Source organism: Streptomyces sp. NPDC026515, assembly GCF_055567595.1.
On the sequence record NZ_JBVHQD010000008.1, the window covers coordinates 354959 to 379076 of the forward strand.

Sequence of the window (24118 nt, forward strand, 5' to 3'; positions counted from 1 at the left end):
GCGAGCGCCCAGGATGAACGCCATGACCGCCATGAACGGCATGAACGCCAAGAGCAGCGAACCCGTCTCCCTCGCCCGCGCCCTCGGCTCCTTCGAGGAGCTGTGGAGCCCCCGGATCGTCACCGCCGTCAACGACCACGACGTCCGCGTCGCCAAGGCCGGGGGCGAGCACCTCTGGCACGTCCACGACCACACCGACGAGTTCTTCCTGGTCCTGGAGGGCGAGCTGCACATCGCCCTGCGGGAGCCGGCCGGCGAGCGCACGGTCGTCCTGCCCCGGGGCTCGGTCTTCACCGTCCCCCGGGGCACCGAGCACAAGCCGTCCGCCCCGTCCGGAGCCTCGATCCTCCTCTTCGAACCGACCGGCACGTCCACGGTCGGCGACCGCCACGACGAGATCCCCGACCACGTGGACGCGACGACGGGCCACACCCTGCCCTGACCGGCGAAAACGCTGGTTGTCCACAGGCCCGGACGCGCTTGCGCCGACAAGTGGCACCCTTGATCCATGAGCGACACATCCCCGGCCTCCACCCCGCGCCGCGCCCGCGTCCGTGCCCCCGAGCTGATCGGCAAGGGCGGCTGGCTGAACACTGGCGACAAGCAGTACACCCTCGCGGACCTGCGCGGACGCATCGTCATCCTGGACTTCTGGACGTTCTGCTGCATCAACTGCCTGCACGTCCTCGACGAGTTGCGGGAGCTGGAGGAGCGGCATCGGGACACGGTGGTGATCATCGGGGTGCACTCGCCGAAGTTCGTGCACGAGGCGGAGCATCAGGCGGTCGTCGACGCCGTGGAGCGGTACGGCGTGGAGCACCCGGTGCTCGACGACCCGGAGCTCGCCACCTGGAAGCAGTACGCGGTGCGGGCCTGGCCGACGCTGGTCGTGATCGATCCCGAGGGGTACGTCGTCGCCCAGCACGCCGGTGAGGGGCACGCGCACGCGATCGCCCGGCTGGTGGAGGAGCTGGAGGCGGAGCACGAGGCGAAGGGCACCCTGCGGCGCGGCGACGGCCCGTACGTGCCGCCGGAGCCCGAGCCGACCGCGCTGCGCTTTCCCGGCAAGGCCCTGTTGCTGCCCTCCGGGAACTTCCTGGTCAGCGACACCACCCGGCACCAGCTGGTGGAGCTGGCCGGGGACGCGGAGACGGTCGTGCGGCGGATCGGCTCCGGTGCGCGCGGCTTCGCCGACGGCCCGGCCACCGCCGCCGCCTTCAGCGAGCCGCAGGGCCTGGCGCTTCTGGACGACGGCTCGGTGGTCGTCGCCGACACCGTCAACCACGCCCTGCGCCGCCTCGACCCGGCCACCGGCGAGGTGACCACGCTGGCCGGTACCGGCCGCCAGTGGTGGCAGGGCTCCGCGACCTCGGGCCCGGCCCGCGAGATCGCCCTGTCCTCCCCGTGGGACGTGGCGGTCTTCGGCGGCAAGGTGTGGATCGCCATGGCGGGCGTGCACCAGCTGTGGGTGTACGACCCGCAGAGCGCGACGGTCGCGGTCGCCGCCGGTACCACCAATGAGGGGCTGGTGGACGGGCCGGCGGCCGAGGCCTGGTTCGCGCAGCCGTCCGGGCTCGCCGCCACCGCCGACCGGCTGTGGCTCGCCGACTCGGAGACGAGCGCCCTGCGCTGGGTCGATCCGGACGGACACGTCCACACCGCCGTGGGCACCGGCCTCTTCGACTTCGGTCACCGGGACGGCGCGGCCGGACAGGCGCTGCTCCAGCACCCGTTGGGGGTGACGGCACTTCCGGACGGCTCGGTCGCGGTGTCCGACACCTACAACCACGCGCTGCGCCGCTACGACCCCGCGACCGGCGAGGTCACCACGCTGGCGACGGACCTGCGGGAGCCGAGCGACGCGGTGCTGGCCGGTGACGACATCGTGGTGGTCGAGTCGGCCCGGCACCGCCTGACCCGGCTGCGGCTGCCCGAGGAGGCGGTCCGGGTGGAGTCGGTCGCCCACCGCACCCAGCGGGCGGCGACCGAGGTGGTCCCGGGACGCCTCCGGCTGGACGTGATCTTCCAGGCCCCGGCGGGCCAGAAGCTGGACCTGCGCTACGGCCCGTCGACACGGCTCCTGGTGTCCTCGACCCCGCCGGAGCTGCTGCTCAAGGGCGAGGGCCCGGACACGGACCTGTCGCGGGAGCTGGAGCTGAACCCGGCCGTGACCGAGGGCGTCCTGCATGTCTCGGCGATGGCCGCGTCCTGCGACGACGACCCCGCCAACGAGTACCCGGCCTGCCATGTCCACCAGCAGGACTGGGGAGTTCCGGTCCGCCTCGCCAAGGGCGGGGCGGACCGGCTGCCGCTGGTTCTGGCCGGCATGGACCAGGAGGCCTAGGGACCGTCAGGCGCCGTATCCGTTGCCGTAGTCGTCCTGGCGACGGCGTTCCTCGACCACCGTCGTCGGCGGCACCATGACCCGCCGACGACGGGCGATGTTGGTGAACGTGGCGACGCCGATGATGCCGACGGCCATCAGGATGAGGCCGACGACGTCGAGGTTGACGCCCTGCATGTGCCAGTCGGTCGCGAACGTGAGGATGGCCCCCACGGCGATGAGGATGATGCACCCGCCAAGGCCCATGAGCGTTGCCTACCCTTCAGGTTCGGTGGTTCCGGTTCACACCGGGTACCCAGGGGCGGGCGGTGCATGTGCAACTACCCCTCCAGGAATGCCGCCAGGGCGTTCGCGAGGAGGAACGGGTCGTCGGAGCCGCACAGTTCGCGGGCGCTGTGCATGGAGAGGATCGCCGCGCCGATGTCGATGGTCTGGATGCCGTGGCGGGCCGCGGTGATCGGTCCGATCGTGGTGCCGCAGGGCATGGAGTTGTTGGAGACGAAGGTCTGGAAGGGGACCCCGGCCCGCTCGCAGGCGGCGGCGAAGATCGCCCGGCCCGAACCGTCCGTCGCGTAGCGGTTGTTGACGTTGACCTTGAGGATCGGGCCGCCGTTGAGGCGGGGGTGGTGCGTGGGGTCGTGCCGCTCGGCGTAGTTGGGGTGCACGGCGTGGCCGGTGTCGGAGGAGAGACAGACGGTGGCGGCGAGGGCGCGCGCCCGGTCCTCGGCGGACCCGCCGCGGGCCAGTACCGAGCGCTCCAGCACGCTGCCGAGCAGCGGGCCGTCCGCGCCGGTGTCGGACTGGGAGCCGGTCTCCTCGTGGTCGAAGGCGGCGAGCACCGGGATGCAGGGGAGCTGCGGGCCGCCCGCCGCCACGGCGGCGAGGGCCGCCGTGCCGGCGTGCACGGACAGCAGGTTGTCCATCCGGGGGCCGGCCGTCATCTCCTGGTCGCGGCCCAGGTAGGCCGGCTCTTCCACGGCGTAGGTCATCAGGTCCCAGCCGGTCACCGAGTGGGCGGGCAGGCCCGACTCCTGTTCCAGGAAGGCGATCAGGTCGCCGTCGCGGACGTCGTCGCCGAGGCCCCAGATCGGCTGCAGGTGGCGCTGCTTGTCCAGCTTGAGTCCGTCGCTGCTCACCGCGCGGTCCAGGTGGATGGCGAGCTGGGGGACGCGTAGCAGCGGACGGCGCACGTCGACCAGGCGGGTGGTGCCGTCGCGCAGGCTGAGCCGGCCGGCCAGGCCCAGGTCCCGGTCGAGCCAGGAGTTCATGAGCGGTCCGCCGTAGATCTCCACGGCGACCTGGCGGAAGCCGTGCGCTCCGGTGTCCGGGCGGGGCTTGACCCGCAGGTTCGGGGAGTCGGTGTGGGCGCCGACGATCCGGAACGGGGTGTGGGGTGCGGCGCCTTCCGGGACGTACCAGGCGATGATGGCGCCGCCGCGCAGCACGTACTTGCCGCCGGCGGTCCCGTCCCAGGCGTCCGTCTCGGCGACCTGCCGGAAACCGGCCTTCTCCAGCCGGGCGCCGGAGTTCGCGACGGCGTGGTACGGCGTGGGGCCGGCCGCGAGGAAGGACATCAGGTCGTCGGTGTGGCCGCGATCGAAGCGGGCGGGTGCGCTCATGGTTCTCACCTTAACGACGTACGGTGGCCCGCTCCCCGGTGAGGGAGCGGGCCACCGTGGGCGGATCAGGCGGCCGGATCAGAAGGCGGCCTCGTCCAGCTCCATCAGGTCGAGGTCGACGTCGGCCGCGATCTTGCGGGCGAGGGTGACGCCCGGCAGCACGTTGGCCGCGAAGAACCTGGCCGCCGCGATCTTGCCGGTGTAGAAGGCGACGTCCTTGGCGGACGCCGTCTCCAGCTTCTCGGTGGCGACGGCGGCGCCCTTGAGCAGCAGGTAGCCGACGATCACGTCGCCGGAGGCGAGCAGCAGGCGGGTGGTGTTCAGGCCCACCTTGTAGATGTTCTTGACGTCCTGCTCGGTGGCCGCGAGGTCGGTCAGCATCAGGCCGACGATGGCCTCCAGCTCCACGGCGGCCTTGGCGAGGTGCTCGCGGGCGCCCGCCAGCTGCTCGCCGCCGGTGCCGAGGGCCAGGAACTTCTTGATGTCCTCGGCGAGGGAGTTCAGCGCCGCGCCCTGGTTGCGGACGATCTTCCGGAAGAAGAAGTCCTGGCCCTGGATGGCGGTGGTGCCCTCGTAGAGGGTGTCGATCTTGGCGTCGCGGATGTACTGCTCGATCGGGTACTCCTGCAGGAAGCCGGAGCCGCCGAAGGTCTGCAGGGACTGGGCGAGCTGCTCGTAGCCCTTCTCGGAGCCGTAACCCTTGACGATCGGCAGGAGCAGGTCGTTGAGGGCGTGCTCGGCCGTCGGGTCCTCGCCGTTCGCCTCCTTGACCATGATCGCGTCCTGGACCGAGGCGGTGTAGAGGACGAGGGCGCGCATGCCCTCGGCGTACGCCTTCTGCGTGATCAGCGAGCGGCGGACGTCCGGGTGGTGGGTGACGGTCACCTTGGGCGCGGACTTGTCCATGAAGTTGGCGAGGTCCGGACCCTGGACGCGCTCCTTGGCGTACTCCAGGGCGTTGAGGTAGCCGGTGGAGAGCGTGGAGATCGCCTTCGTGCCGACCATCATGCGGGCGAACTCGATGATCCGGAACATCTGGCGGATGCCCTCGTGCTTGTCGCCGATCAGCCAGCCCTTGGCCGGGTGCCGGTCGCCGAAGGTCATCTCGCAGGTGTTGGAGGCCTTGAGGCCCATCTTGTGCTCGACGTTCGTGGCGTAGACGCCGTTGCGCTCGCCCAGCTCGCCGGTCTCGAAGTCGAACAGGTACTTCGGGACGAGGAAGAGGGAGAGGCCCTTGGTGCCCGGGCCGGCACCCTCGGGGCGCGCCAGGACGTAGTGGAGGATGTTCTCCTCCATGTCGTGCTCACCGGAGGTGATGAAGCGCTTCACGCCCTCGATGTGCCAGGAGCCGTCCTCCTGCCGGACCGCCTTGGTGCGGCCGGCGCCGACGTCGGACCCCGCGTCGGGCTCGGTGAGCACCATGGTCGAACCCCAGGTCCGGTCCACGGCGATCTGCGCCCACTTCTTCTGCTCCTCGGTGCCCTCCTCGAAGAGGATGCGCGCGAACGCCGGGCCGGAGGAGTACATCCACACGGCCGGGTTGGCGCCGAGGACCAGCTCCGCGTAGGACCAGATCAGGGACGGGGGAGCGGTGGTGCCGCCGATCTCCTCGGGCAGGCCGAGCCGCCAGTACTCGGAGTCCATGAAGGCCTTGTAGCTCTTCTTGAAGGAGGCCGGGACCGGCGCGGTGTTGGTCTCCGGGTCGAAGACCGGCGGGTTGCGGTCGGCGTCGGCGAAGGACTCGGCCAGCTCGTTCTCGGCGAGCCGGGTCAGCTCCTCCAGGACGCTCTTGGCGGTGTCGGTGTCCATCTCGGCGAACGGGCCGGTGCCGTACAGCTTGTCGCGGCCCAGTACTTCGAAGAGGTTGAATTCGATGTCGCGGAGGTTGGACTTGTAGTGCCCCATGCTGACGGCTCCGTATCCGGATCGGCGAGGCACTGAATCCTCGCGCAAGCTTTCACATACCAACGAGTAGCTGAGATGATGCTACCCGTCGGTAATAAGACGCAACCCCTACCGGCGGAAGTGTGAGAAGGGTCTACCTTCTCGTGGCGGCCGCGTGTCTCGGTAGGCTTGCGCGCATGTATGGATACGGCCAGCCCATGGACGGTGGGGCCGCTCAGCAGCAGTACGCCTCGCCGCAGCAGCACATGCCCGGCGGCGCCGGCGGGTACGGCCAGCAGCCCCCGCTCTACCCCGAGCCGTCTCCGCCCTCGCTCGCGGACGCGGTGCGCGCCTTCACCACGGGCCAGCTGACCGCCGAGGACTTCCAGCAGGTCTTCGCCACCTCCAAGGTGTACTGCCCGCGCGGCGACAACCCCGGGTTCCTCGCGCTGCACAACACCCAGCAGCCGGTGATCCCGATGTTCACCTCCCTGAAGGAGCTGCGCCGGTACGCGGGCAAGGAGTCCAAGTACTTCGTGATCACGGGCGCCGAGGTCATCGACCTGCTGCCGACCGGCTACGGCTTCGTCCTCGACATGGAGGGCGAGCACCGGATGGTCTTCGACGCGAAGGCGGTCGAACAGATGGTGGAGTTCGCGATGCGGCGGATGTACGGCTAGCCGTCACGGCCGGCGTCCTCGCACCGGGAAAACCCGCTCCCCCATTGTCACAGCCATGCCATAGGCTGCCCCTCGGCAGCCGCGCCCCGCGCTCAACCGCTGATCCGCGGTCGTGCACGGGCGTCGCGCGGCGCTCTCATCCACCCGGCGAACCCGGGTATGCACTGGGGGTTTCATCACTGTGCGCATGCGCAGCATTTCGGTCGCGACCTCGCTCGCGGTCCTCTTCAGTTCGGCGGCACTGAGCGTCGTTGCGGCGGGGACCGCCTCGGCGGCCGGCGCCACCGTCACCAACAACGGCGGTCTCGTCGTGGACGGCGCCCTCCAGAGGGTGTTCGTCGGCGACGCCGCGAACGGCCGGGTTCTCGCGGCCGACTACAGCGGCACCCTCGTCGACTCGCACACCGGCTTCGGCAGTGTCAGCGACCTGGCCCTGTCGGACGACGGCACCACTGTCTACGCGGCCCTGCCCAACACCCACCAGGTCGTCGCTCTCGACGCGGCCACGCTGGACCTGAAGGCGACGTACACCATCCCGACCGACACCGGTCCCCGCCACCTGGCCTTCGCCGGTGGCAAGGCGTGGTTCTCGTACGGCGATCAGTGGGACGGCGACATCGGCTCCATCGACCCGGCGGTGGACCCGGCGGGCGGGACCGACCCGGTGGCGATGGCGCAGTTCCCCACCGAGGGCACGTCGGTGGGCATCTGGGGCCAGGCGCTGCTGGACACCGACCCGACCCGGCCGGGCCTGCTGGCCGTCGGGGAGACCGGCATCTCCACCGACTCCATGGCGGTCCTCGACGTCTCGGACGGCACCGCCAAGGTGACCGCCTGGTACGACGCCGACTACAGCCTGAACAGCGGCATCGGGGACATCGATCTCGTCCCCGGCGCCGACCAGGTGCTGGTCAACGGCACCGACCGGGACGCGTGGGCGGACGGGAAGTTCAGCAAGGCCGGTGCCTACCCGGGCGGCTGGGGCGCCGACGTGGCGGCGGACGGTCTGGTCGCGCAGACCACCGCGGGCAAGGTCTCGGTCTACCGGCCGAACGCCACCAAGCCGCTGCGCACCTACGCGGTCGGCTCGACCTCCGACTGGCCGGGCAGCACCGTGCGCTGGGCGCCGGACTCCTCGCGGATCTTCGCGATGGTCCCCAGCGGCAGCACCTTCACGCTCAAGGTCCTGACGCAGCCGACGCTCAACGTGCCGGCGCTCACGGTCAACGCCCCGAGTTCGGCGACCCGGGCCAAGAAGCTCACCGTCACCGGCAAGATCTCGGCCACGGTCCCGCTGGCGGCCGGCACCAGGCTCTCCGTCACCCGCACCGACCTGGAGTCGCCGAGCGGCAAGGCGCTCGCCTCCGTCACGGTCAAGGCGGACGGCACGTACTCCTTCTCGGACACCCCGCCGGCCGGCGGCACGGTCACGTACAAGGTGAGCTACGCGGGCGACGCCGCGCACACCGCGGTCTCCGCCTCCGACAAGGTCGCGGTCTCGCGTGCGGCGACCGGCCTGAGCCTGAACAACAACGGCAAGCTCTACAACTACGGCACCGACGTGAAGTTCACCGCTCACCTCGGGACGACGTACAAGAACCGTTCGGTCAAGATCTACGCGGACCCCTTCGGCGGTGACAAGGGCAAGAAGCTGATCAAGACCGGCAAGGTGGACTCCCACGGCAACATCGCCGCGTGGGTGGACATGACCCGGGACACGGCCGTCTCCGCGGTCTTCGACGGCGACGCCCGCTACGCCCCGAAGACCGTGAAGGCCACGGCGTACGCGCGGGTCAGGATCTCCACCTCGCTGTCCAGGCACTACAAGACGGCGAAGATCGGTTCGACGTCGTACTACTGGTTCCACAAGAACACCGATCCGGTGTTCAACACGACCATGACCTACTACCCGGGCCGCGAGCACCGCCTGGACCTGCAGGTCTACTACCAGGGGCGGTGGTACTCGTCGGACTCCGAGTACTTCAAGCTGGGTACGAGCGGCAAGACGTCCGTGCGGCTCGGCGCTCCCGGCCAGTCCGGCATCCGGGCGCGGATGCGTTCGGTGTACGTCAACGGCTCGTCCGGCGACACCGTGAACTCCACGACGTACGGCGGCTGGAAGTACCTCTACTTCAGCAACTGATCCACTGATCCAGCGATCCACTGGTCGGCGGTGACCGGGCCCGGAGGGAATGTCCTCCGGGCCTTCGCCGTTAGGGGTGGCAGAAAGTTCAACGCTCAACTAAAGTGGGCGTACAAGGAGGAGCCAACATGCCTGCAGTGACCGTCGAGAACCCGCTGACCCTTCCCCGGGTGGCCGCACCGGCCGACGCCGTGGCCCGTCCCGTGCTCACCGTCACGACCGCGCCGAGCGGTTTCGAGGGCGAGGGCTTCCCGGTACGCCGGGCGTTCGCGGGGATCAACTACCGCCACCTCGACCCGTTCATCATGATGGACCAGATGGGTGAGGTGGAGTACGCGCCGGGCGAGCCCAAGGGCACCCCCTGGCACCCGCACCGCGGCTTCGAGACCGTCACCTACATCATCGACGGCATCTTCGACCACCAGGACAGCAACGGCGGGGGTGGCACCATCACCAACGGCGACACCCAGTGGATGACGGCCGGCGCCGGCCTGCTCCACATCGAGGCGCCGCCGGAGTCCCTGGTCATGTCCGGCGGTCTCTTCCACGGCCTCCAGCTGTGGGTGAACCTCCCGGCCAAGGACAAGATGATGGCCCCGCGCTACCAGGACATCCGCGGTGGCAACGTCCAGCTGCTGACCACCCCCGACGGCGGCGCGCTGCTGCGGGTCATCGCCGGTGAGCTGGACGGGCACACCGGTCCCGGTGTCACGCACACCCCGATCACCATGATCCACGCGACGCTGGCCCCCGGCGCCGAGATCACGCTCCCCTGGCGCGAGGACTTCAACGGGCTGGCCTACGTGCTGGCCGGCAAGGGCGCGGTGGGTGTGGAGCGCCGCCCGATCCACCTCGGCCAGACGGCCGTCTTCGGCGCTGGTTCCTCGCTGACCGTCCGCGCGGACGAGAAGCAGGACTCGCACACCCCGGACCTGGAGGTCGTCCTCCTCGGCGGGCAGCCGATCCGCGAGCCCATGGCCCACTACGGCCCGTTCGTCATGAACACCAAGGACGAGCTGATGCAGGCCTTCGAGGACTTCCAGAAGGGCCGCCTGGGCACGATCCCGGCGGTGCACGGCATGACGGAGACCGGCCCGGAGGCGTAACGGACCCGTGGCTCCGAGAGGCCCGGCGCGACCACCGCGCCGGGCCTCTCTCCTTCCCCGCTTTCTCCCCTTTCTCCCTCTCGTTCTGCCTCTTGCCTGCCTGGCCGCCGTGTTCACCCGGCAGGGGGTGTACGGCAGGGCATGCGGCGGCCGTGCATGATCCGCTGGACGCGTGTCCCTGTTGCCCGAGCCCGTGCGCCGGTTCGCCGCCTGGTGCGGCGTGCTGCTGCTGGCCGCCGGGGTCGGCTGGGTCGGCATCCGGCTCTGCTCGGAGTTCCGCACCGCGGTCACCCCGGTACTGCTCGCCCTTCTCGGCACCGCCCTGCTCGGGCCCCTGTACCGGCGGCTCGTCACGGTCGGCGTCCAGCGCTCCCTGGCCGCCGGTCTCACCTGCGTCGCCGTCGTCGCCGTGGTCGGCGGGGCGGTGTACATCGTCGTCGCCGCGCTCATCGACACCGGCGCGCAGATCACCTCGTCCCTCAAGAACGCGGCGAAGTCGCTCGCCCGGCACTTCGGCACGGCCGGCACCTCGCTCGACGACGTCGCCGGCAACGCCAGGGAACTGCTGGGCAAGTTCGGCGGGACGGCCGTCTCCAACGTGATCACCGGCGTGAGCGTGGTCGGCGAGGGCATCGCCGTGGCCGTGCTCGCCCTGCTGCTCGTCTTCTTCTTCCTGCGGGACTCGCATCTCTTCGTCGACTCCCTCCGGGCCGTGGCACCCGGCGAGAGCGCCGACATGCTGGAGGCCATGGCGCGCCGCGCCTTCGAGGGCGTCGAGGGGTTCATGCGCGGCACGACCGTCATCGCGCTGATCGACGCGGTCTGCATCACCGCCGGTCTGCTGATCCTCCGGGTCCCCGGCGCGGTCGGGCTCGGCGCGCTCGTCTTCGTCTTCGCCTACATCCCCTACCTCGGCGCCTTCATCTCCGGGGCCGTCGCCGTACTGGTCGCCCTCGCCGACCGGGGTTTCGTCATCGCGCTGTGGGCGCTCGGCGTCGTACTCGCCGTGCAGGTGCTCGAGGGGCACGTGCTGCAGCCCGTGATCCAGAGCCGGACCGTGCAGATGCATCCGGCGGTGGTGATGCTGGCGATCACCGCGGGGGCCTCCGTGGCCGGGATCCTGGGGATGCTGCTCGCCGTACCGCTCACCGCGGCCGCCTTCGGCATCGTCCACGAACTGCGCGCACGGTACGCGAACGCTTAGGGCCTGTCGTTTGGATCATGCCGCAGACGCGGGGGCCGGCAGGCGTGTCTGCGGCGTTGCCGTCGGCCGCAGGCGTCCCCCGGCCCTCGGCCGGGAGGTGCGCCCACCGCGTCGACGCCCTCCTCCGCCTTGCAGCACACGCACCAGACCCCGCTCACCGGCACCGATCAGCACCGTCGCTGTCCTGCGACCTGATCCAAACGACAGGCCCTAGCAGCGGTCGGGCTCGCCGTCGCTCTCGTGCAGCTCGAACCAGATGCTCTTGCCCTTGCCGCGCGGGTCGACGCCCCAGGCCTGCGCCAGGAGCTCGATCAGGACCAGGCCGCGGCCGGAGGAGGCCAGCTCGCCGGGGCGGCGCTTGTGCGGGAGGTCGTCGCCGGCGTCGGTGACCTCGACCCGCAGCCGGCGCTCCGGGGCCTGTCCCCAGACCTCGGCGAGCAGCAGCGCGTCCGCGTCGGTGTGCACCAGCACGTTCGTGAGCATCTCGGAGATCAGCAGCACCGCCGAGTCGACCTGGTCGGGCGAGTCCCAGTCGTGCAGCAGCTCGCGCAGCTGCTGACGGGCCTCGGCGATCCGCTCGGGCTCGTCCTGGGCCACCGACAGCAGGGTGCGGCGGACCCGGGGCCGTACCGCGAGCGGCTCGTCGCTCCGCCCCTGGCCCGGCCGGGACAGCAGCAGGACTGCGATGTCGTCCTCGCGGCGGTCGGCCAGCGGCCCGGTGGTGTGGTGCGAGGAGGGGCCGTGCACCGCCTGGACCAGGGCGTCGGCCATCTTCTCCAGGTCGCCGTCGTGGTCCTCCATGATCGCCCGGACCCGCTGCCAGCCGCTCTCCATGTCATGGCCGCCGGTCTCGATCAGACCGTCGGTGCAGAGCATCATGATCTCGCCGGGTTCGAGGGTGAACCGGGTGGTCGGATAGTCCGCGTCCGGGTCGATGCCGAGCGGCAGCCCGCCCGCCGTCGGCCGTCGCAGCACCGTGCCGTCGGCCATCCGGATCGACGGGTCGAGATGCCCCGCACGGGCGATCTCCAGGACTCCGCTCGCCGGATCCGTCTCGACGTACAGGCAGGTCGCGAAGCGCGTGTCGGTGATCGTCTCGTCGTAGGTGATCCCGTGCAGGAAACGGGATGCCCGGGAGAGGACCGCGTCCGGGCGGTGCCCCTCGGAGGCGTAGGCGCGCAGCGCGATCCGGAGCTGCCCCATCAGTCCGGCGGCCCGTACGTCATGACCCTGGACGTCGCCGATGACCAGCGCGAACCGGCCGGACGGCAGCGGGATCATGTCGTACCAGTCGCCGCCCACCTGGAGCCCGCCGCCGGTCGGTATGTAGCGGGCGGCCACGTCCATGCCCGGTATCTCCGGGCCGAGCATGGGCAGCATGGACCGCTGGAGCCCGTCCGTCAGCTCCCGCTCCGAGTCGGCGACCCCGGCCCGGGACAGGGCCTGCGCCAGCATCCGGGCCACCGTGGTGAGCACGGACCGCTCGTCGGGGGTGAACGACACCGGATAGGCGAACCCGGCCATCCAGGCGCCCATGGTCCGGCCCGCCACCGTCAGCGGCAGGAAGGCCCAGGACCGGCGGTGGAAGCGCTCGGCCAGCGGCCAGGTCACCGGGTAGCGGGACCTGTACTGCTCGGGGGAGGAGAGATACACGGCCCGCCCGGTCCGTACCACCTCCGCCGCCGGGTAGTCGGTGTCCAGGGGCATGTTGCTGAAGGGGCTGTCCTCGTCGATCTGCTGACCGTGGTGCCCGATCATCGTCAGCCGGTCGCCCTTGAGGCCGAAGACGGCCAGCCCCTCCGGGGAGAACCCGGGCATCGACAGGCCCCCGGCGACCCGCAGCACCTCCTCGGTGGACCGCGCCTCGGCCAGCGCCCTCCCCGCGTCCAGCAGGAACGCCTCCCGGGAGCGCCGCCAGTCGCCGGTGACCGGATGCTGCGCGGCGGTGCCGGGGGACGGCTCGGAGACCTCCTGGATGGTCCCCGTCACCCGGTAGACGCGTTCCTTGGAGTCGTACACCGGCCGGAAACGGCTGCGTACGGTACGGATCAGCCGGCCCCGCTCGTCCATGACCCGCAGCCGTACCTCGCCGAGCGTGCCCTCAGTGGCGGCCAGCCGGGTGATGCTGGTGTTCTCGTTCCAGTCCACGGGGTGGAATCGGGACCGGACCAGAGCCTCCGAGAGGAGGGAGGGTTCGGCCGGCAGCCCGATGAGCCGCGCCGCCTCCGCATCCGCGGTGACCAGCCCGGTGGCCGTGTCCCAGTGCCACAGCCCGGTCGCGAGGGCGGCGAGTACGTCCTCCACGGCGGGCAGGGGCTCGCCAGTTCGCATTGCCCCACTTTAGGAAGATGGGATTGAAAAAAGCTACTGATCATCCACCTGCTAATGGGGAGAGTCGGCCCTGGGGGGCCCGGTACGCTGGGTGGTGTTTCACGTGAAACACCAGGCTGACACCACACCCCGATCCGCGAAGGCTGGATGAACCACGATGCATCGGTACAGGTCCCACACCTGCGGCGAGCTCCGCTCCTCTGACGTCGGCACCGACGTCCGGCTGAGTGGCTGGCTGCACAATCGGCGCGACCTGGGCGGCATCCTCTTCATCGATCTGCGCGATCACTACGGCATCACCCAGCTGGTGGCACGTCCGGGCACGCCCGCCTACGAGGCCCTGGACAAGCTCAGCAAGGAGTCGACGGTACGGGTCGACGGCAAGGTCGTCTCCCGCGGCGCCGAGAACATCAACGCCGACCTGCCCACCGGCGAGGTCGAGGTCGAGGTCGGCGAGGTCGAGCTGCTCGGCGCGGCCGCCCCGCTGCCGTTCACGATCAACGCCGAGGACGGGGTCAACGAGGAGCGGCGCCTGGAGTACCGCTTCCTGGACCTGCGCCGTGAGCGCATGCACCGCAACATCATGCTGCGTACGGCCGTGATCTCGGCCATCCGCCACAAGATGGTCGCCCTCGGCTTCAACGAGATGGCCACCCCGATCCTCACCGCGACCTCCCCCGAGGGCGCCCGTGACTTCGTGGTGCCGTCCCGCCTGAACCCGGGCAAGTTCTACGCGCTGCCGCAGGCCCCTCAGCAGTTCAAGCAGCTGCTGATGATCTCCGGCTTCGACCGGTACTTCCAGATCGCGCCCTGCTTCCGCGACGAGGACGCCCGCGCCGACCGTTCGCCGGGCGAGTTCTACCAGCTCGACGTCGAGATGAGCTTCGTCGAGCAGGAGGACGTCTTCCGCCCGATCGAGCAGCTGATGACCGAGCTGTTCACGGAGTTCGGCGGCGGCCACGAGGTCACCTCGCCGTTCCCGCGGATCCCGTTCCGCGAGTCGATGCTGAAGTACGGCTCCGACAAGCCGGACCTGCGCGCCCAGCTGGAGCTGGTCGACATCACCGACATCTTCGAGGGCTCGGAGTTCAAGGCCTTCGCCGGCAAGCACGTTCGTGCGCTGCCGGTGCCGGCGGTCCAGGACCAGCCCCGCAAGTTCTTCGACCAGCTCGGTGACTTCGCCGTCTCGCAGGGTGCCAAGGGCCTGGCCTGGGTCCGCGTCGCCGAGGACGGCACGCTGTCCGGCCCGATCGCGAAGTTCCTCACCGAGGAGAACGTCGCCGAGCTGACCAAGCGGCTCCAGCTGGCCGCCGGTCACGCCGTCTTCTTCGGCGCGGGCGAGTTCGACGAGGTCTCCAAGATCATGGGTGCGGTGCGGGTCGAGGCCGCCAAGCGCGCCGGGCACTTCGAGGAGAACGTCTTCCGGTTCTGCTGGATCGTCGACTTCCCGATGTTCGAGAAGGACGAGGAGACCGGCCGGATCGACTTCTCGCACAACCCGTTCTCGATGCCCCAGGGCGGCATGGAGGCCCTGGAGACCCAGGACCCGCTGGACGTCCTGGCCTGGCAGTACGACATCGTCTGCAACGGTGTCGAGCTGTCCTCGGGCGCGATCCGGAACCACGAGCCGGACATCATGCTCAAGGCGTTCGGCATCGCGGGCTACGACGAGGAGACCGTCGAGCGCGAGTTCGCCGGCATGCTCCGCGCGCTGCGCTTCGGCGCCCCGCCGCACGGTGGCATCGCCCCGGGCGTGGACCGCATCGTGATGCTCCTCGCCGACGAGCCCAACATCCGCGAGACCATCGCCTTCCCGCTCAACGGCAACGCCCAGGACCTGATGATGGGCGCCCCGACCGAGCTGGACGAGGCCCGCCTGCGCGAACTGCACCTGACCATCAGGAAGCCGCAGCCGAAGTAGCGAGCGGGCCCGAGCGGGCCGTCGTCGATTTCCAGCCCCCTTGTGCACGAGAGTGCGCAAGGGGGCTGTCTTATAAGGTCGTTGACAGGATGCGCACCTACCTTCCAGCGCCATGACAGACGACGAGCTGCTCGCGCGGCCCCAACAGGGTCACGGAGCAACACAACTGACGCGCCGCAAGGCCATGGCGGCGGGAACGGGCGTGGTCGCGGCGATGGGCCTGGGCGGCACCTTCGCGGCGAACGCGGTGGCCGGGGAGAGGAACCCGGCGGTGCCGGAGCCGCGCGACGGCTGCTACACGCTCACCTCCGAACTGGTCGAGGGCCCCTACTGCATCGACGCCGACAAGCTCCGCCGGGACGTCACCGAGGACCAGGAGGGCATCCCCCTGCACCTCACCCTCAAGGTGATCGACGCGGAGACCTGCACGCCGCTCAGGAACGCGGCCGTGGACATCTGGCACTGCAACGGGCCACCGCCCGGCGGTGGCGGCGGACACCAGGAGCCGACCGACGACACCCGCTACCTGCGCGGCACCTGGCACACGGACCGGCACGGGCAGGTCACCTTCAAGACCGTCTTCCCCGGCTGGTACCAGGGCCGGTGCGTCCACATCCACGTCAAGGTGCACGTGGACGGCGAGTGGACGGACAACGGGCACGAGAGCGGCCTGCTCCACCTCGAGTACGACCGCCACCACATCACCCGCGGCGTCCGCGCCCGTCGGACGGTGGGCGTGGAGCCGGACCAGACGAACAACGGCTGAGACGGGCGCCCGGGACCCGGCGACGGACGTCCCGGGCGTTCCGGCGGTGGTGGGTCAGGTGTCGTACCGGCCGTCCCAGGGTTCGCCGAAGCCCAGGTGGTCCGGGTAGAGCTCGGCCCAGCCTCCGTCGTCGTCCTCCTTGGCGACCAGGCCGAAGAACACGCCGTCCACCGTGAGCTGGAACGGGCGTATCGCGATGTCCGTGTACGTGCGCCTCGGCAGGCTGCGCAGCATGTTCGCCATGTGCGCGCGGGCCCGCGCCAGTACCGAGCCGGCGCCGTCCGGATCGCGCTGCTGCTCGGCCCAGCTTCCCGCGCACCAGATCTGCGAGTCGCGGTAGTGCCCGTCGGCGTCGAAGAGATGCAGCACCGAGTAGAGCCGTTTCTGCTCCTCCCAGCCCTCGTCGAGCCGGAACCCCTCGGGGAACGCGTAGGTGACCGACGCCAGGAACTGTCCGTCGGTGTAGTGACCGATGGCCTCGGTACGGCCGTGGGGCTCGTAGGCGATCGGGATGAGCTCAGGTGCCATGGCGAAACCATACGGATGTGTTGTGGACATGCGGGAACGTGGGTGCCACCCCGCCGGGATGTTCACCTGATTCTGCCGAAAATGCCACTGCGTTCACCAGTCCGGTGGACCGTGCTCCGGCCCGTCGGCCGGCCGGAGCGCCGGCGCCGGGCTCAGTCCTGGGAGGTCTTGGGCTTGGTGCGGCGGACACGGCGGCGCAGGGCCGGCCCCAGGCGGACCAGAAGGCGTTTGTCGATGCCGGTGACCCGGCGCTCCACCGCGGACAGCTGCTTGGTGGCGGCGGCCAGTTCCTTGCGCAGGGCGGCGAGCTGGCGGGTGGTCTCGGTCGCGCGCTTCTCGGCGGTGGTCAGCCGGGAGCGCAGCTCCCGGTTCTCCTTGGCGTGCCGGTCGGCCTTCGCGTCGGCCGCGGTGATCCGCTCGCGCAGCCGGCTGACCCGGTACCGCATCTGGCCGTCGTCCCCGCCGTCCCAGACCGGCATCGAGGCGGGCAGGTCCAGGCCGGCCAGCCGGGCGTCGAAGGCGGCGCCGCCGTCACCGTGGGTGTAGGTGTTCTCCAGGCCGTTGCGGTCGAGGAAGGCGATGATGCGCTCGAAGCGCTCTCCGTGTCCCTTGAGCATCGCGGAGAAGTCGGCGTCCTCGTACAGCTCCCGCGGGTCGGTGTCCGCGCCGAGTTCGGTGAGCGGGCGGTGCGGGATGTCGAAGTAACGGCACAGTTCGAGGGTGCGTGAGTCGTGGGTGAGGACCACGCTCGGGGTGCCGGCCAGCAGGGCGGCGACATTGCCGTGGATACGGGTGCCGTAGGCGAAGTCGTAGCCGCGCAGTTCGTCGATCCAGGTAGCCGGGTCCAGCGGCATGCGGACCTTGTTCTCCTGGAGCAGGGCGTGGCTGAGCTGGAGCGGGAAGGCGTCGGTGTGCCCGGACTCCGGCGAGGTGTCACCCCACATCAGCAGTTCCGCGTCGACGGTGTTCTGCGCGTAGTAGGCGAGGTGGGGGTAGCGCTCCCACGCGTGCCGGGCGAGGCCCGATATGTCGCCGACGGGTATCGCGTCCGGCGACAGGTTGAGGGCGATACGGGAGTCGGCGGTCAGCTCCGTGGCCCGGATCTCCGGGAAGGTGTCGCCGTACAGGAACATCGACGGGCAGCCGATGATGTCGACGTCCTTGAAGCCGAGGCCCTTGAGGTAGTCCGAGGTCAGCTCGCCGCGTACGCCGATGGAGGCGGAGCGGTCCAGGACGGCGCGGGCGAAACGGCGGACCGAGTCCGCCATCGGCTCCAGCCAGCCGGTGTCGTAGTCCGCGGGAGCCTGGGCGCCGACGCCGAACACCACGACCGGGATGGTGAGTTGCTCGATCAGTGTGGTGAGCCGGTCCAGGGACGCGTGGAACGTCGGGCGGAAGGCGTTGGCGAGCGGGACGACGAAGGCGTCGTACTGCTCGTTGATCTCCGCGGCCCGTCGTGCCGAGGGGTCGGTGCGGATGCCGTTCGACGTCACCTCGGTGTCCGGGGTGGTCAGCATCTTGTGGGCCGAGTCGCTGAAGAGCAGGTTCCCGGTGTTCGTTCCGATCAGATCCTGGTGGATGAACTCCGCCGGAGTGGCGACACGGAACGGGCTCTTCCCGGAACGGATCAGAATTCGTTTCACGAACGGCACACTATCCCGGTGGTAAACGCGGGGTGAAGCAGGAGTAAGAGTCTGATAGGTCTCTTTCCCCGGACTTACCTCATGCCGAAGGCCCGGCGGAGGGGGGCCTCCTGCCGGGCCTTCGACGGTGCGTGCGTCCGGTGCGTGCGGTGCGTGCGGTACGCGTGGTGAGTGCGGTGTGGGGACTACTCGGCCGGCGCGCCGCCGAAGCGCTCCTTGTAGGTCTCCAGGTCCTCGTCCGTGAGCTTGGCGAAGAGGACCGGGGGCACCGTGAAGGGGGTGCCGCTGGGGACGGAGGCCAGCGCCTTCGCCTCGGCGGGGGTGGCCCAGGTGGCCGTGTCCCCGGTCAGGGCGAACGCCTCGCGCATGATCTTCGCGGTGGCCGGGATGAAGGGTTCCGAGACCACCGCGTAGAGGTGGATCAGGTTCATCGCCGTGCGCAGGGTCAGGGCCGCGCCGTCCTTGTCCGTCTTGATCTCCAGCCAGGGGGCCTTCTCCTCCAGGTAGGAGTTGCCGGCCGACCACAGGGCGCGCAGGGCGGCCGCGGCCTTGCGGAACTGGAGGGACTCCATGTGCGACTCGTACTCCGCGAGGAGTTCCGCGATCTGCTCGCCCAGCTTCGCCTCGGCCTCGCCCGGCTCGCCGCCGGCCGGGACCTCCTCGCCGAAGCGCTTCTTGGAGAAGGACAGGACACGGTTGACGAAGTTGCCGAGGGTGTCGGCCAGGTCCTTGTTCACCGTGGCCGTGAAGTGCTCCCACGTGAAGGAGGAGTCGTCCGACTCGGGCGCGTTGGCGATCAGGAAGTAGCGCCAGTAGTCGGCGGGGAGGATGGCGAGGGCCTGGTCGGTGAAGACGCCGCGCTTCTGGCTGGTGGAGAACTTGCCGCCGTAGTACGTCAGCCAGTTGAAGGCCTTGACGTAGTCCACCTTCTTCCACGGCTCGCGCACGCCGAGTTCGGTGGCCGGGAACATCACCGTGTGGAACGGGACGTTGTCCTTCGCCATGAACTCCGTGTAGCGGACGTCGGTGTCGACGTCGTACCACCAGGACTTCCAGTCGCGGTTGTCCTGGTCTGTCTCCTGCGCGGCGTCTGCCCACTCCTTCGTCGCGCCGATGTACTCGATCGGGGCGTCGAACCAGACGTAGAAGACCTTGCCCTCGGCCGCCAGCTCCGGCCAGGTGTCGGCCGGGACCGGGACGCCCCAGTCCAGGTCGCGGGTGATGGCGCGGTCGTGCAGGCCCTCGGTCAGCCACTTGTGGGCGATGGAGGAGGCCAGCTGCGGCCAGTCCTTGTCGTGCTTCGAGACCCACTCGCGGACCTCGTTCTCCAGCTTGGACTGGAGGAGGAAGAGGTGCTTGGTCTCGCGGATCTCCAGGTCCGTGGAGCCGGAGATCGCCGAGCGCGGGTTGATCAGGTCGGTCGGGTCGAGCACGCGGGTGCAGTTCTCGCACTGGTCGCCGCGGGCCTTGTCGTAGCCGCAGTGCGGGCAGGTGCCCTCGACGTAGCGGTCCGGCAGGAAGCGGCCGTCGACCGGCGAGTACACCTGGCGGATCGACCGCTCCTCGATGAAGCCGTTCTCGTTCAGGCGGCGGGCGAAGTGCTGGGTGATCTCGCGGTTCTCGGCGCTGGAGCTGCGGCCGAAGTAGTCGAAGGCGAGCGCGAAGCCGTCGTAGACCGCCTTCTGGGCGTCGTGGGCCTGCGCGCAGAACTCGTCGACCGGGAGGCCCTGCTCCTTGGCCGCGAGTTCGGCGGGGGTGCCGTGCTCGTCCGTCGCGCAGATGTAGAGGACCTCGTGGCCGCGCTGGCGGAGGTACCGCGAGTACACGTCCGCCGGGAGCATGGACCCCACCATGTTGCCCAGGTGCTTGATCCCGTTGATGTACGGAAGGGCGCTGGTGATGAGGTGTCGAGCCATCGGGGGCTGCTCCCAGGTCGGTCTTGCTGCTGGTTTTGCGAACCTTGAAATCGTAGCCGACATGTGTATGCCGCCCGCCTCCCGTTTTACGGGGTGAGAGGCGGGCGGCACGGGAGGGGCTCGGGAAGGGGCTACGGGCGCCAGTCGATCAGTACGCCGTCGTAGAGCTCGGCGTCCGTGAGCTCCAGGGGGGTCGGGCCCGCGTGGAAGAAGGCCGCGTTGGCGGTCTTCAGCTTGCGGAGGTAGTCGAAGGCCTTGTTCTCGTGCTCGCCGAACGCGACGAAGGAGAAGAACACCGAGGGGTGCGACTTCGCGGCGTCGGTGAGGGACTGGGTGGCCGGGGTCTTCGCGTCGGGGGCGCCGTCGGTCTGGAAGACGACGAGGGCCGGGGTGTCGGGGGCCTCCGGGGCGACGTTCTTGTCGTAGTGGGCGAGTACGGCTCCCACGGCGGCGTGGTAGCTGGTGCGGCCCATGCGGCCGAGGCCGGCGTGGGCCTCGTCGATCGCGTTCTCGGAGGAGGCGGGGGTGAGATCCGTGGTGCCGTCGACCTCGGTGGAGAAGAAGACGACGTGCACGGAGGGGGTCCCGCCGTCCGGGGTGAGGCGGGTGGCGAGGGCGAGGGTCTGGTCGGCGAGGGCCGCGGCGGAGCCGTCCTTGTAGTACGCGCGCATGCTCGCGGAGCGGTCGAGGACGAGGTAGGTGACGGCGTGGGTGCCGGTCAGGCCGGCCTTGGCGAGGGCGGTGGCTGCGGCGTCGTCGTCTCCGCCTTCGGCGGGGTTGTTCCCACCCGCACCACCCGTGACGGTCTCGTCGGCGGGTGCGGGTGGCCCCTGCGGGGCGGACTCGCCGTCGGCGGCCGCGGCGGGAGCGACTTCGGGGGCGGGCTCCGGAAGCGTTTCGGTGCCGGGCTCGCCCTCGGCCTCCTGGGAGACCTCCGGCTCGACAACAGCCTGCGGAACCGGCTCCGCCTCCACCTCGGGCTCGGCCACCACTTCGGCGACCGGCTCGGGCGCTGCCTCAGCCACGGCCTCGGTCTCGGCGGCAGCCACCGGCTCGGGCGCTGCCTCAGCGGCGGGCTCCGTCTCGGCGGCAGGCATGGCTTCCGGCTCCGCTTCGGCCTCCGCCTTCGGCTCAGCCGTCACCTCGGCCTGCGGCTCCGGGGTCGCCTCAGCGGCGGACTCGGGCGCGGCCTCGGCCTCCGGCTCCGTCTCGGCAGCAGGCATGGCCTCCGGCTCCGCTTCGGCCTCCGCCTTCGGCTCAGCCGTCACCTCGGCCTGCGGCTCCGGGGTCGCCTCAGCCACCGGCTCGGGCGCTGCCTCAGCGGCGGGCTCCATCTCGGCGGCAGGCATGGCCTCCGGCTCCGCTTCGGCCTCCGCCTTCGGCTCAGCCGTCACCTCGGCCTTGGCGACGGCCTCGGCTTCGGCCACCGCTTCAGCCTCGGCCACTGCTTCAGCCTCGGCCACTGCTTCAGCCTCGGCCTTGGCCACTGCTTCCGCTTCGGCCACTGCTTCGGCCTCGGCTGCTGTCTCCGCCCCTGCCGGCGGCTCGGGGGTCGGTTCTGCCGTGGTTTCCGGCGTTACCTCGATTTCCGGTTCGATCGTTCGTGATGCCTGCTTCGGCACGGTCACGTTGTCGAAAGCCGCAGTCACCAGGTCGTGCTCGTCGGTGTCTGCCGGGCGGGGTTCAGGGACCACCGCCGAGGTGGCCGGTTCAGGTGCTTCCTGCTTCGACGCCGGTGCCGGCGTCGGCTGCGAGGGGAGCTGGTCTGCACCCTCTGCCTCGGCGGGGCGCGGCTTTCGCGACCGGCCGAATGCGTTCCGCAGGAGAGTGAGAATGCCCATGTGCGCAACCCTTCGCGTGAGTTGATACCCGTCAATCGCTGGCCAGGACGGACACGTAAGGTTAGCGGCCCCAGGTTGCGATCTTGGGGAGGGTCGATGACTCCTGTCGGGCGTAGGGCGGTCCAGCTCCGGGCCCCTTCCCAAGTCCCCTCCGCGGGACCTAGTGCGGGGACGTGATCGCCCGGGCCGCCGCCACTTCCTGGCGCAGTGGTTCCAGGACGCTGTCCGGTGGGCCCGTGAGGTCGGTGCGGACCGCGAACAGGGTGTCCGCCTCGCGGACGCCGTCCGCCAACTCACGCAGTTGCAGCGCGATCTGGTCCACCTCGGCGCGGGGCGGGGGCGGTGCTCCGTGCCGTACCCGGACCCGGGCCGCCGTCGTCGCGTCGACGATGCGTTCCACGGCGACGACCAGCGGCCACCAGGCGGCCGCCCGCCGTCCCGCCGGCGGCGGTTCGGTCAGGGCGCGCTGGAACTCCGTACGGACCGTGGACAGGTCGCGGTAGAGGCGGCGGCGCATCCGGGCACGGGCCGCCGGGTCCGCGCCCTGCTCGAAGGCCAGGTCGACATAGGCCGCGGTGTCCGCCACCGCGTTGGCGAGCCGGTCGCCGACCCGGGTGCGCCAGCTCTCCGGCCAGAGCAGGTATCCCGCGGTCAGGGCGATCCCGCAGCCCATCAGGGAGTCCAGCAGGCGCGGCAGGAGCAGGCCGGTGCCCTGGTGGTTCAGTATGTCGGAGAGCAGCAGGATCACCGGGGTGACGGCGGCCGTCTGAGAGCCGTAGCCCCGCGGGGTGAGGGCCGGGATCAGCGGGGCCAGGACCATCATCACCGGGATGTCCCACCAGCCGCGCGGCACCAGCATGAGCACGGTCGCCGCCACCACCAGGCCCACCACCGTGCCCAGCGCGCGCAGCAGGGCCCGGGAGAAGACCGAGCCGAAGTCGGGCTTGAGGACGAAGGTGACGGTGAGCGCGACCCAGTAGGAGCGCGGGACCGGGACCAGGGACACCAGCGCCTGCGCGATGCCGATGCACAGGGCGAGGCGGATGCCGTAGCGCCAGGAGTTGGCGGACAGCACCACGTTGCGGGCGGCGCGGGAGGTGCGGATGCCGAGGGCGGCGGGGCGGCCGAGGCGGTCGTCGATGCCGCGCGGGTCGACGTCGGGGCTGGTGACGACCTCGGTGAGGTGCCGCAGGGAGTGGTCGACGGCCCGGCCGGTCTCGCTGCGCGGCTCGGGGAGGTCGAGTTCCAGCGGGCCGGTGTACCCGGTGTCGATGGCGTCGGCGATGCGGTGCACGGCCGCCGGGATCTCGGGCGGCAGCCGCTCTCCGGCGATCCGGACGGCGGGTGCGGCCTCCACCACCGGGGTGATGGCGTTCAGCTGCGCCAGCATGCGGGTGAGGTCGCGGCTGCGGCCGCGGTACCGGGCTCGCCGGGCCAGGATCAGGTCGTACGACTCGTTCAGCGACTCGGTGACGGTGTGCCGGGCGCGGTCGTATTCCTCGGCGTCGGTGCTGCCGATGGCGGTGAGCTGGTCCGCGACCGTGCGGTAGGTGGCGGCGACCGCCGAGCGTTCCGGTACGCCCGAGCGCAGCGGCCAGGCCAGCAGGGCCAGGAAGAGGACCAGCAGACCGCCGCCGGTCATCAGGACCGGGGCCAGCCACCAGGCGCCGGGCATGGGCAGGCCGGCGCCGATCACGGAGTTGAGCAGCAGGAGCAGGCCGGAGACGGAGGAGACCGCGCCGATCGTCGAGATCATCCCGGAGATCAGCGCGATGCCGGTGATCACGGCCACCGTCAGCCAGCCCTGGCCGTAGACCAGTGCGCCGGCGGTGACACCGGCGGCGCCGAAGAGCTGGGGGACCGCGATGTTGAGGATCCGCATCCGGTAGGCGTCGGCGGTGTCGCCGATGACCCCGGACAGGGCGCCCATGGAGGCGAGCGCGCCGTACGCGGGCTGTCCGACGGCGAGCCCGGCGGCGAGCGGGAGTGCCATGGCAAGAGCGGCGCGGGCCAGGGCGGGCCAGTTCAGGGGGGCGGCCTGCTCGGGCCGGAGGTTCCTTACCAGCCAGTCGGGAGGGGTGAGGCCGATGGGGAACTCGCGGGGCATGTGCTCATTATCGGGGCCGGCGCCGGCGCCGGTGGAGTGTGCCCCCCCACGACGGGGGCGCGGCGCGCCGGCCGGTTCCGCGGCC

17 protein-coding genes are annotated in these 24118 nt (G+C 70.6%); 8 read left to right on the forward strand and 9 right to left on the reverse strand.

Going from position 1 to position 24118, the window contains the following annotated elements:
* The first annotated feature begins 22 nt into the window (after positions 1-22).
* Together ACZ4O3_RS19285 and ACZ4O3_RS19290 are read left to right on the forward strand one after the other, a co-directional pair.
* Complete coding sequence (locus ACZ4O3_RS19285; protein WP_362714168.1) at positions 23-442, forward strand: cupin domain-containing protein; 420 nt, start codon at positions 23-25, stop codon at positions 440-442.
* A 66-nt stretch (positions 443-508) separates the two neighbouring features.
* Complete coding sequence (locus tag ACZ4O3_RS19290) at positions 509-2344, forward strand: thioredoxin-like domain-containing protein (RefSeq protein WP_467723144.1); 1836 nt, start codon at positions 509-511, stop codon at positions 2342-2344.
* A gap of 6 nt (positions 2345-2350) precedes the next feature.
* On the opposite strand, the gene ACZ4O3_RS19295 is transcribed toward ACZ4O3_RS19290, so the two are convergent.
* From ACZ4O3_RS19295 to ACZ4O3_RS19305, 3 genes are all read right to left on the reverse strand, one after another.
* Complete coding sequence (locus ACZ4O3_RS19295) at positions 2351-2590, reverse strand: DUF6458 family protein (protein ID WP_362714165.1); 240 nt, start codon at positions 2588-2590, stop codon at positions 2351-2353.
* Positions 2591-2664: 74 nt separating this feature from the next.
* The gene (locus tag ACZ4O3_RS19300; RefSeq protein ID WP_384988886.1) at positions 2665-3963 is read right to left on the reverse strand and encodes a M18 family aminopeptidase; all 1299 of its coding nucleotides are present in this window, start codon (positions 3961-3963) and stop codon (positions 2665-2667) included.
* A gap of 78 nt (positions 3964-4041) precedes the next feature.
* Positions 4042-5868 carry an acyl-CoA dehydrogenase gene (locus ACZ4O3_RS19305; RefSeq protein ID WP_362714163.1) on the reverse strand — a complete coding sequence of 609 codons (1827 nt, stop codon included), beginning with the start codon at positions 5866-5868 and terminating at the stop codon, positions 4042-4044.
* Positions 5869-6044: 176 nt separating this feature from the next.
* Between ACZ4O3_RS19305 and ACZ4O3_RS19310 the strand changes: the two genes are divergently transcribed.
* The 4 genes from ACZ4O3_RS19310 to ACZ4O3_RS19325 all read left to right on the forward strand — a co-directional run bounded on the left by ACZ4O3_RS19310 (position 6045) and on the right by ACZ4O3_RS19325 (position 10980).
* Entirely contained in the window at positions 6045-6527 is a 483-nt protein-coding gene (locus ACZ4O3_RS19310) for an SseB family protein (RefSeq protein WP_362714162.1), read from the forward strand.
* Positions 6528-6714: 187 nt separating this feature from the next.
* Complete coding sequence (locus tag ACZ4O3_RS19315; protein WP_467723146.1) at positions 6715-8670, forward strand: YncE family protein; 1956 nt, start codon at positions 6715-6717, stop codon at positions 8668-8670.
* A 128-nt stretch (positions 8671-8798) separates the two neighbouring features.
* Entirely contained in the window at positions 8799-9776 is a 978-nt protein-coding gene (locus tag ACZ4O3_RS19320) for a pirin family protein (RefSeq protein WP_467723148.1), read from the forward strand.
* 172 nt (positions 9777-9948) lie between these two features.
* Positions 9949-10980: an AI-2E family transporter gene (locus ACZ4O3_RS19325; protein WP_467723150.1), complete on the forward strand. Its 1032-nt coding sequence runs from the start codon at positions 9949-9951 to the stop codon at positions 10978-10980.
* 210 nt (positions 10981-11190) lie between these two features.
* On the opposite strand, the gene ACZ4O3_RS19330 is transcribed toward ACZ4O3_RS19325, so the two are convergent.
* Positions 11191-13311 carry a SpoIIE family protein phosphatase gene (locus ACZ4O3_RS19330; RefSeq protein WP_467723151.1) on the reverse strand — a complete coding sequence of 707 codons (2121 nt, stop codon included), beginning with the start codon at positions 13309-13311 and terminating at the stop codon, positions 11191-11193.
* A gap of 157 nt (positions 13312-13468) precedes the next feature.
* Between ACZ4O3_RS19330 and aspS the strand changes: the two genes are divergently transcribed.
* Positions 13469-15232 (forward strand): aspartate--tRNA ligase, encoded by a 1764-nt coding sequence (gene aspS, locus ACZ4O3_RS19335; protein ID WP_362716475.1) that lies wholly within the window; start codon positions 13469-13471, stop codon positions 15230-15232.
* A 112-nt stretch (positions 15233-15344) separates the two neighbouring features.
* Complete coding sequence (locus tag ACZ4O3_RS19340) at positions 15345-15998, forward strand: dioxygenase family protein (RefSeq protein WP_467723153.1); 654 nt, start codon at positions 15345-15347, stop codon at positions 15996-15998.
* Positions 15999-16052: 54 nt separating this feature from the next.
* On the opposite strand, the gene ACZ4O3_RS19345 is transcribed toward ACZ4O3_RS19340, so the two are convergent.
* The 5 genes from ACZ4O3_RS19345 to ACZ4O3_RS19365 all read right to left on the reverse strand — a co-directional run bounded on the left by ACZ4O3_RS19345 (position 16053) and on the right by ACZ4O3_RS19365 (position 24033).
* Positions 16053-16526 (reverse strand): hypothetical protein, encoded by a 474-nt coding sequence (locus tag ACZ4O3_RS19345; protein ID WP_362716478.1) that lies wholly within the window; start codon positions 16524-16526, stop codon positions 16053-16055.
* A gap of 152 nt (positions 16527-16678) precedes the next feature.
* Positions 16679-18169, reverse strand: a complete 1491-nt coding sequence (locus tag ACZ4O3_RS19350; protein WP_362716481.1) for a polysaccharide pyruvyl transferase family protein — start codon at positions 18167-18169, stop codon at positions 16679-16681.
* 185 nt (positions 18170-18354) lie between these two features.
* On the reverse strand, positions 18355-20085 hold the full coding sequence (metG, locus tag ACZ4O3_RS19355; protein ID WP_467723155.1) for a methionine--tRNA ligase: 1731 nt from the start codon (positions 20083-20085) through the stop codon (positions 18355-18357).
* A 131-nt stretch (positions 20086-20216) separates the two neighbouring features.
* Positions 20217-21530: a VWA domain-containing protein gene (locus ACZ4O3_RS19360; protein ID WP_467723157.1), complete on the reverse strand. Its 1314-nt coding sequence runs from the start codon at positions 21528-21530 to the stop codon at positions 20217-20219.
* Between the two features lie 556 nt (positions 21531-22086).
* On the reverse strand, positions 22087-24033 hold the full coding sequence (locus tag ACZ4O3_RS19365; protein ID WP_467723158.1) for an FUSC family protein: 1947 nt from the start codon (positions 24031-24033) through the stop codon (positions 22087-22089).
* Positions 24034-24118 lie beyond the last annotated feature (85 nt).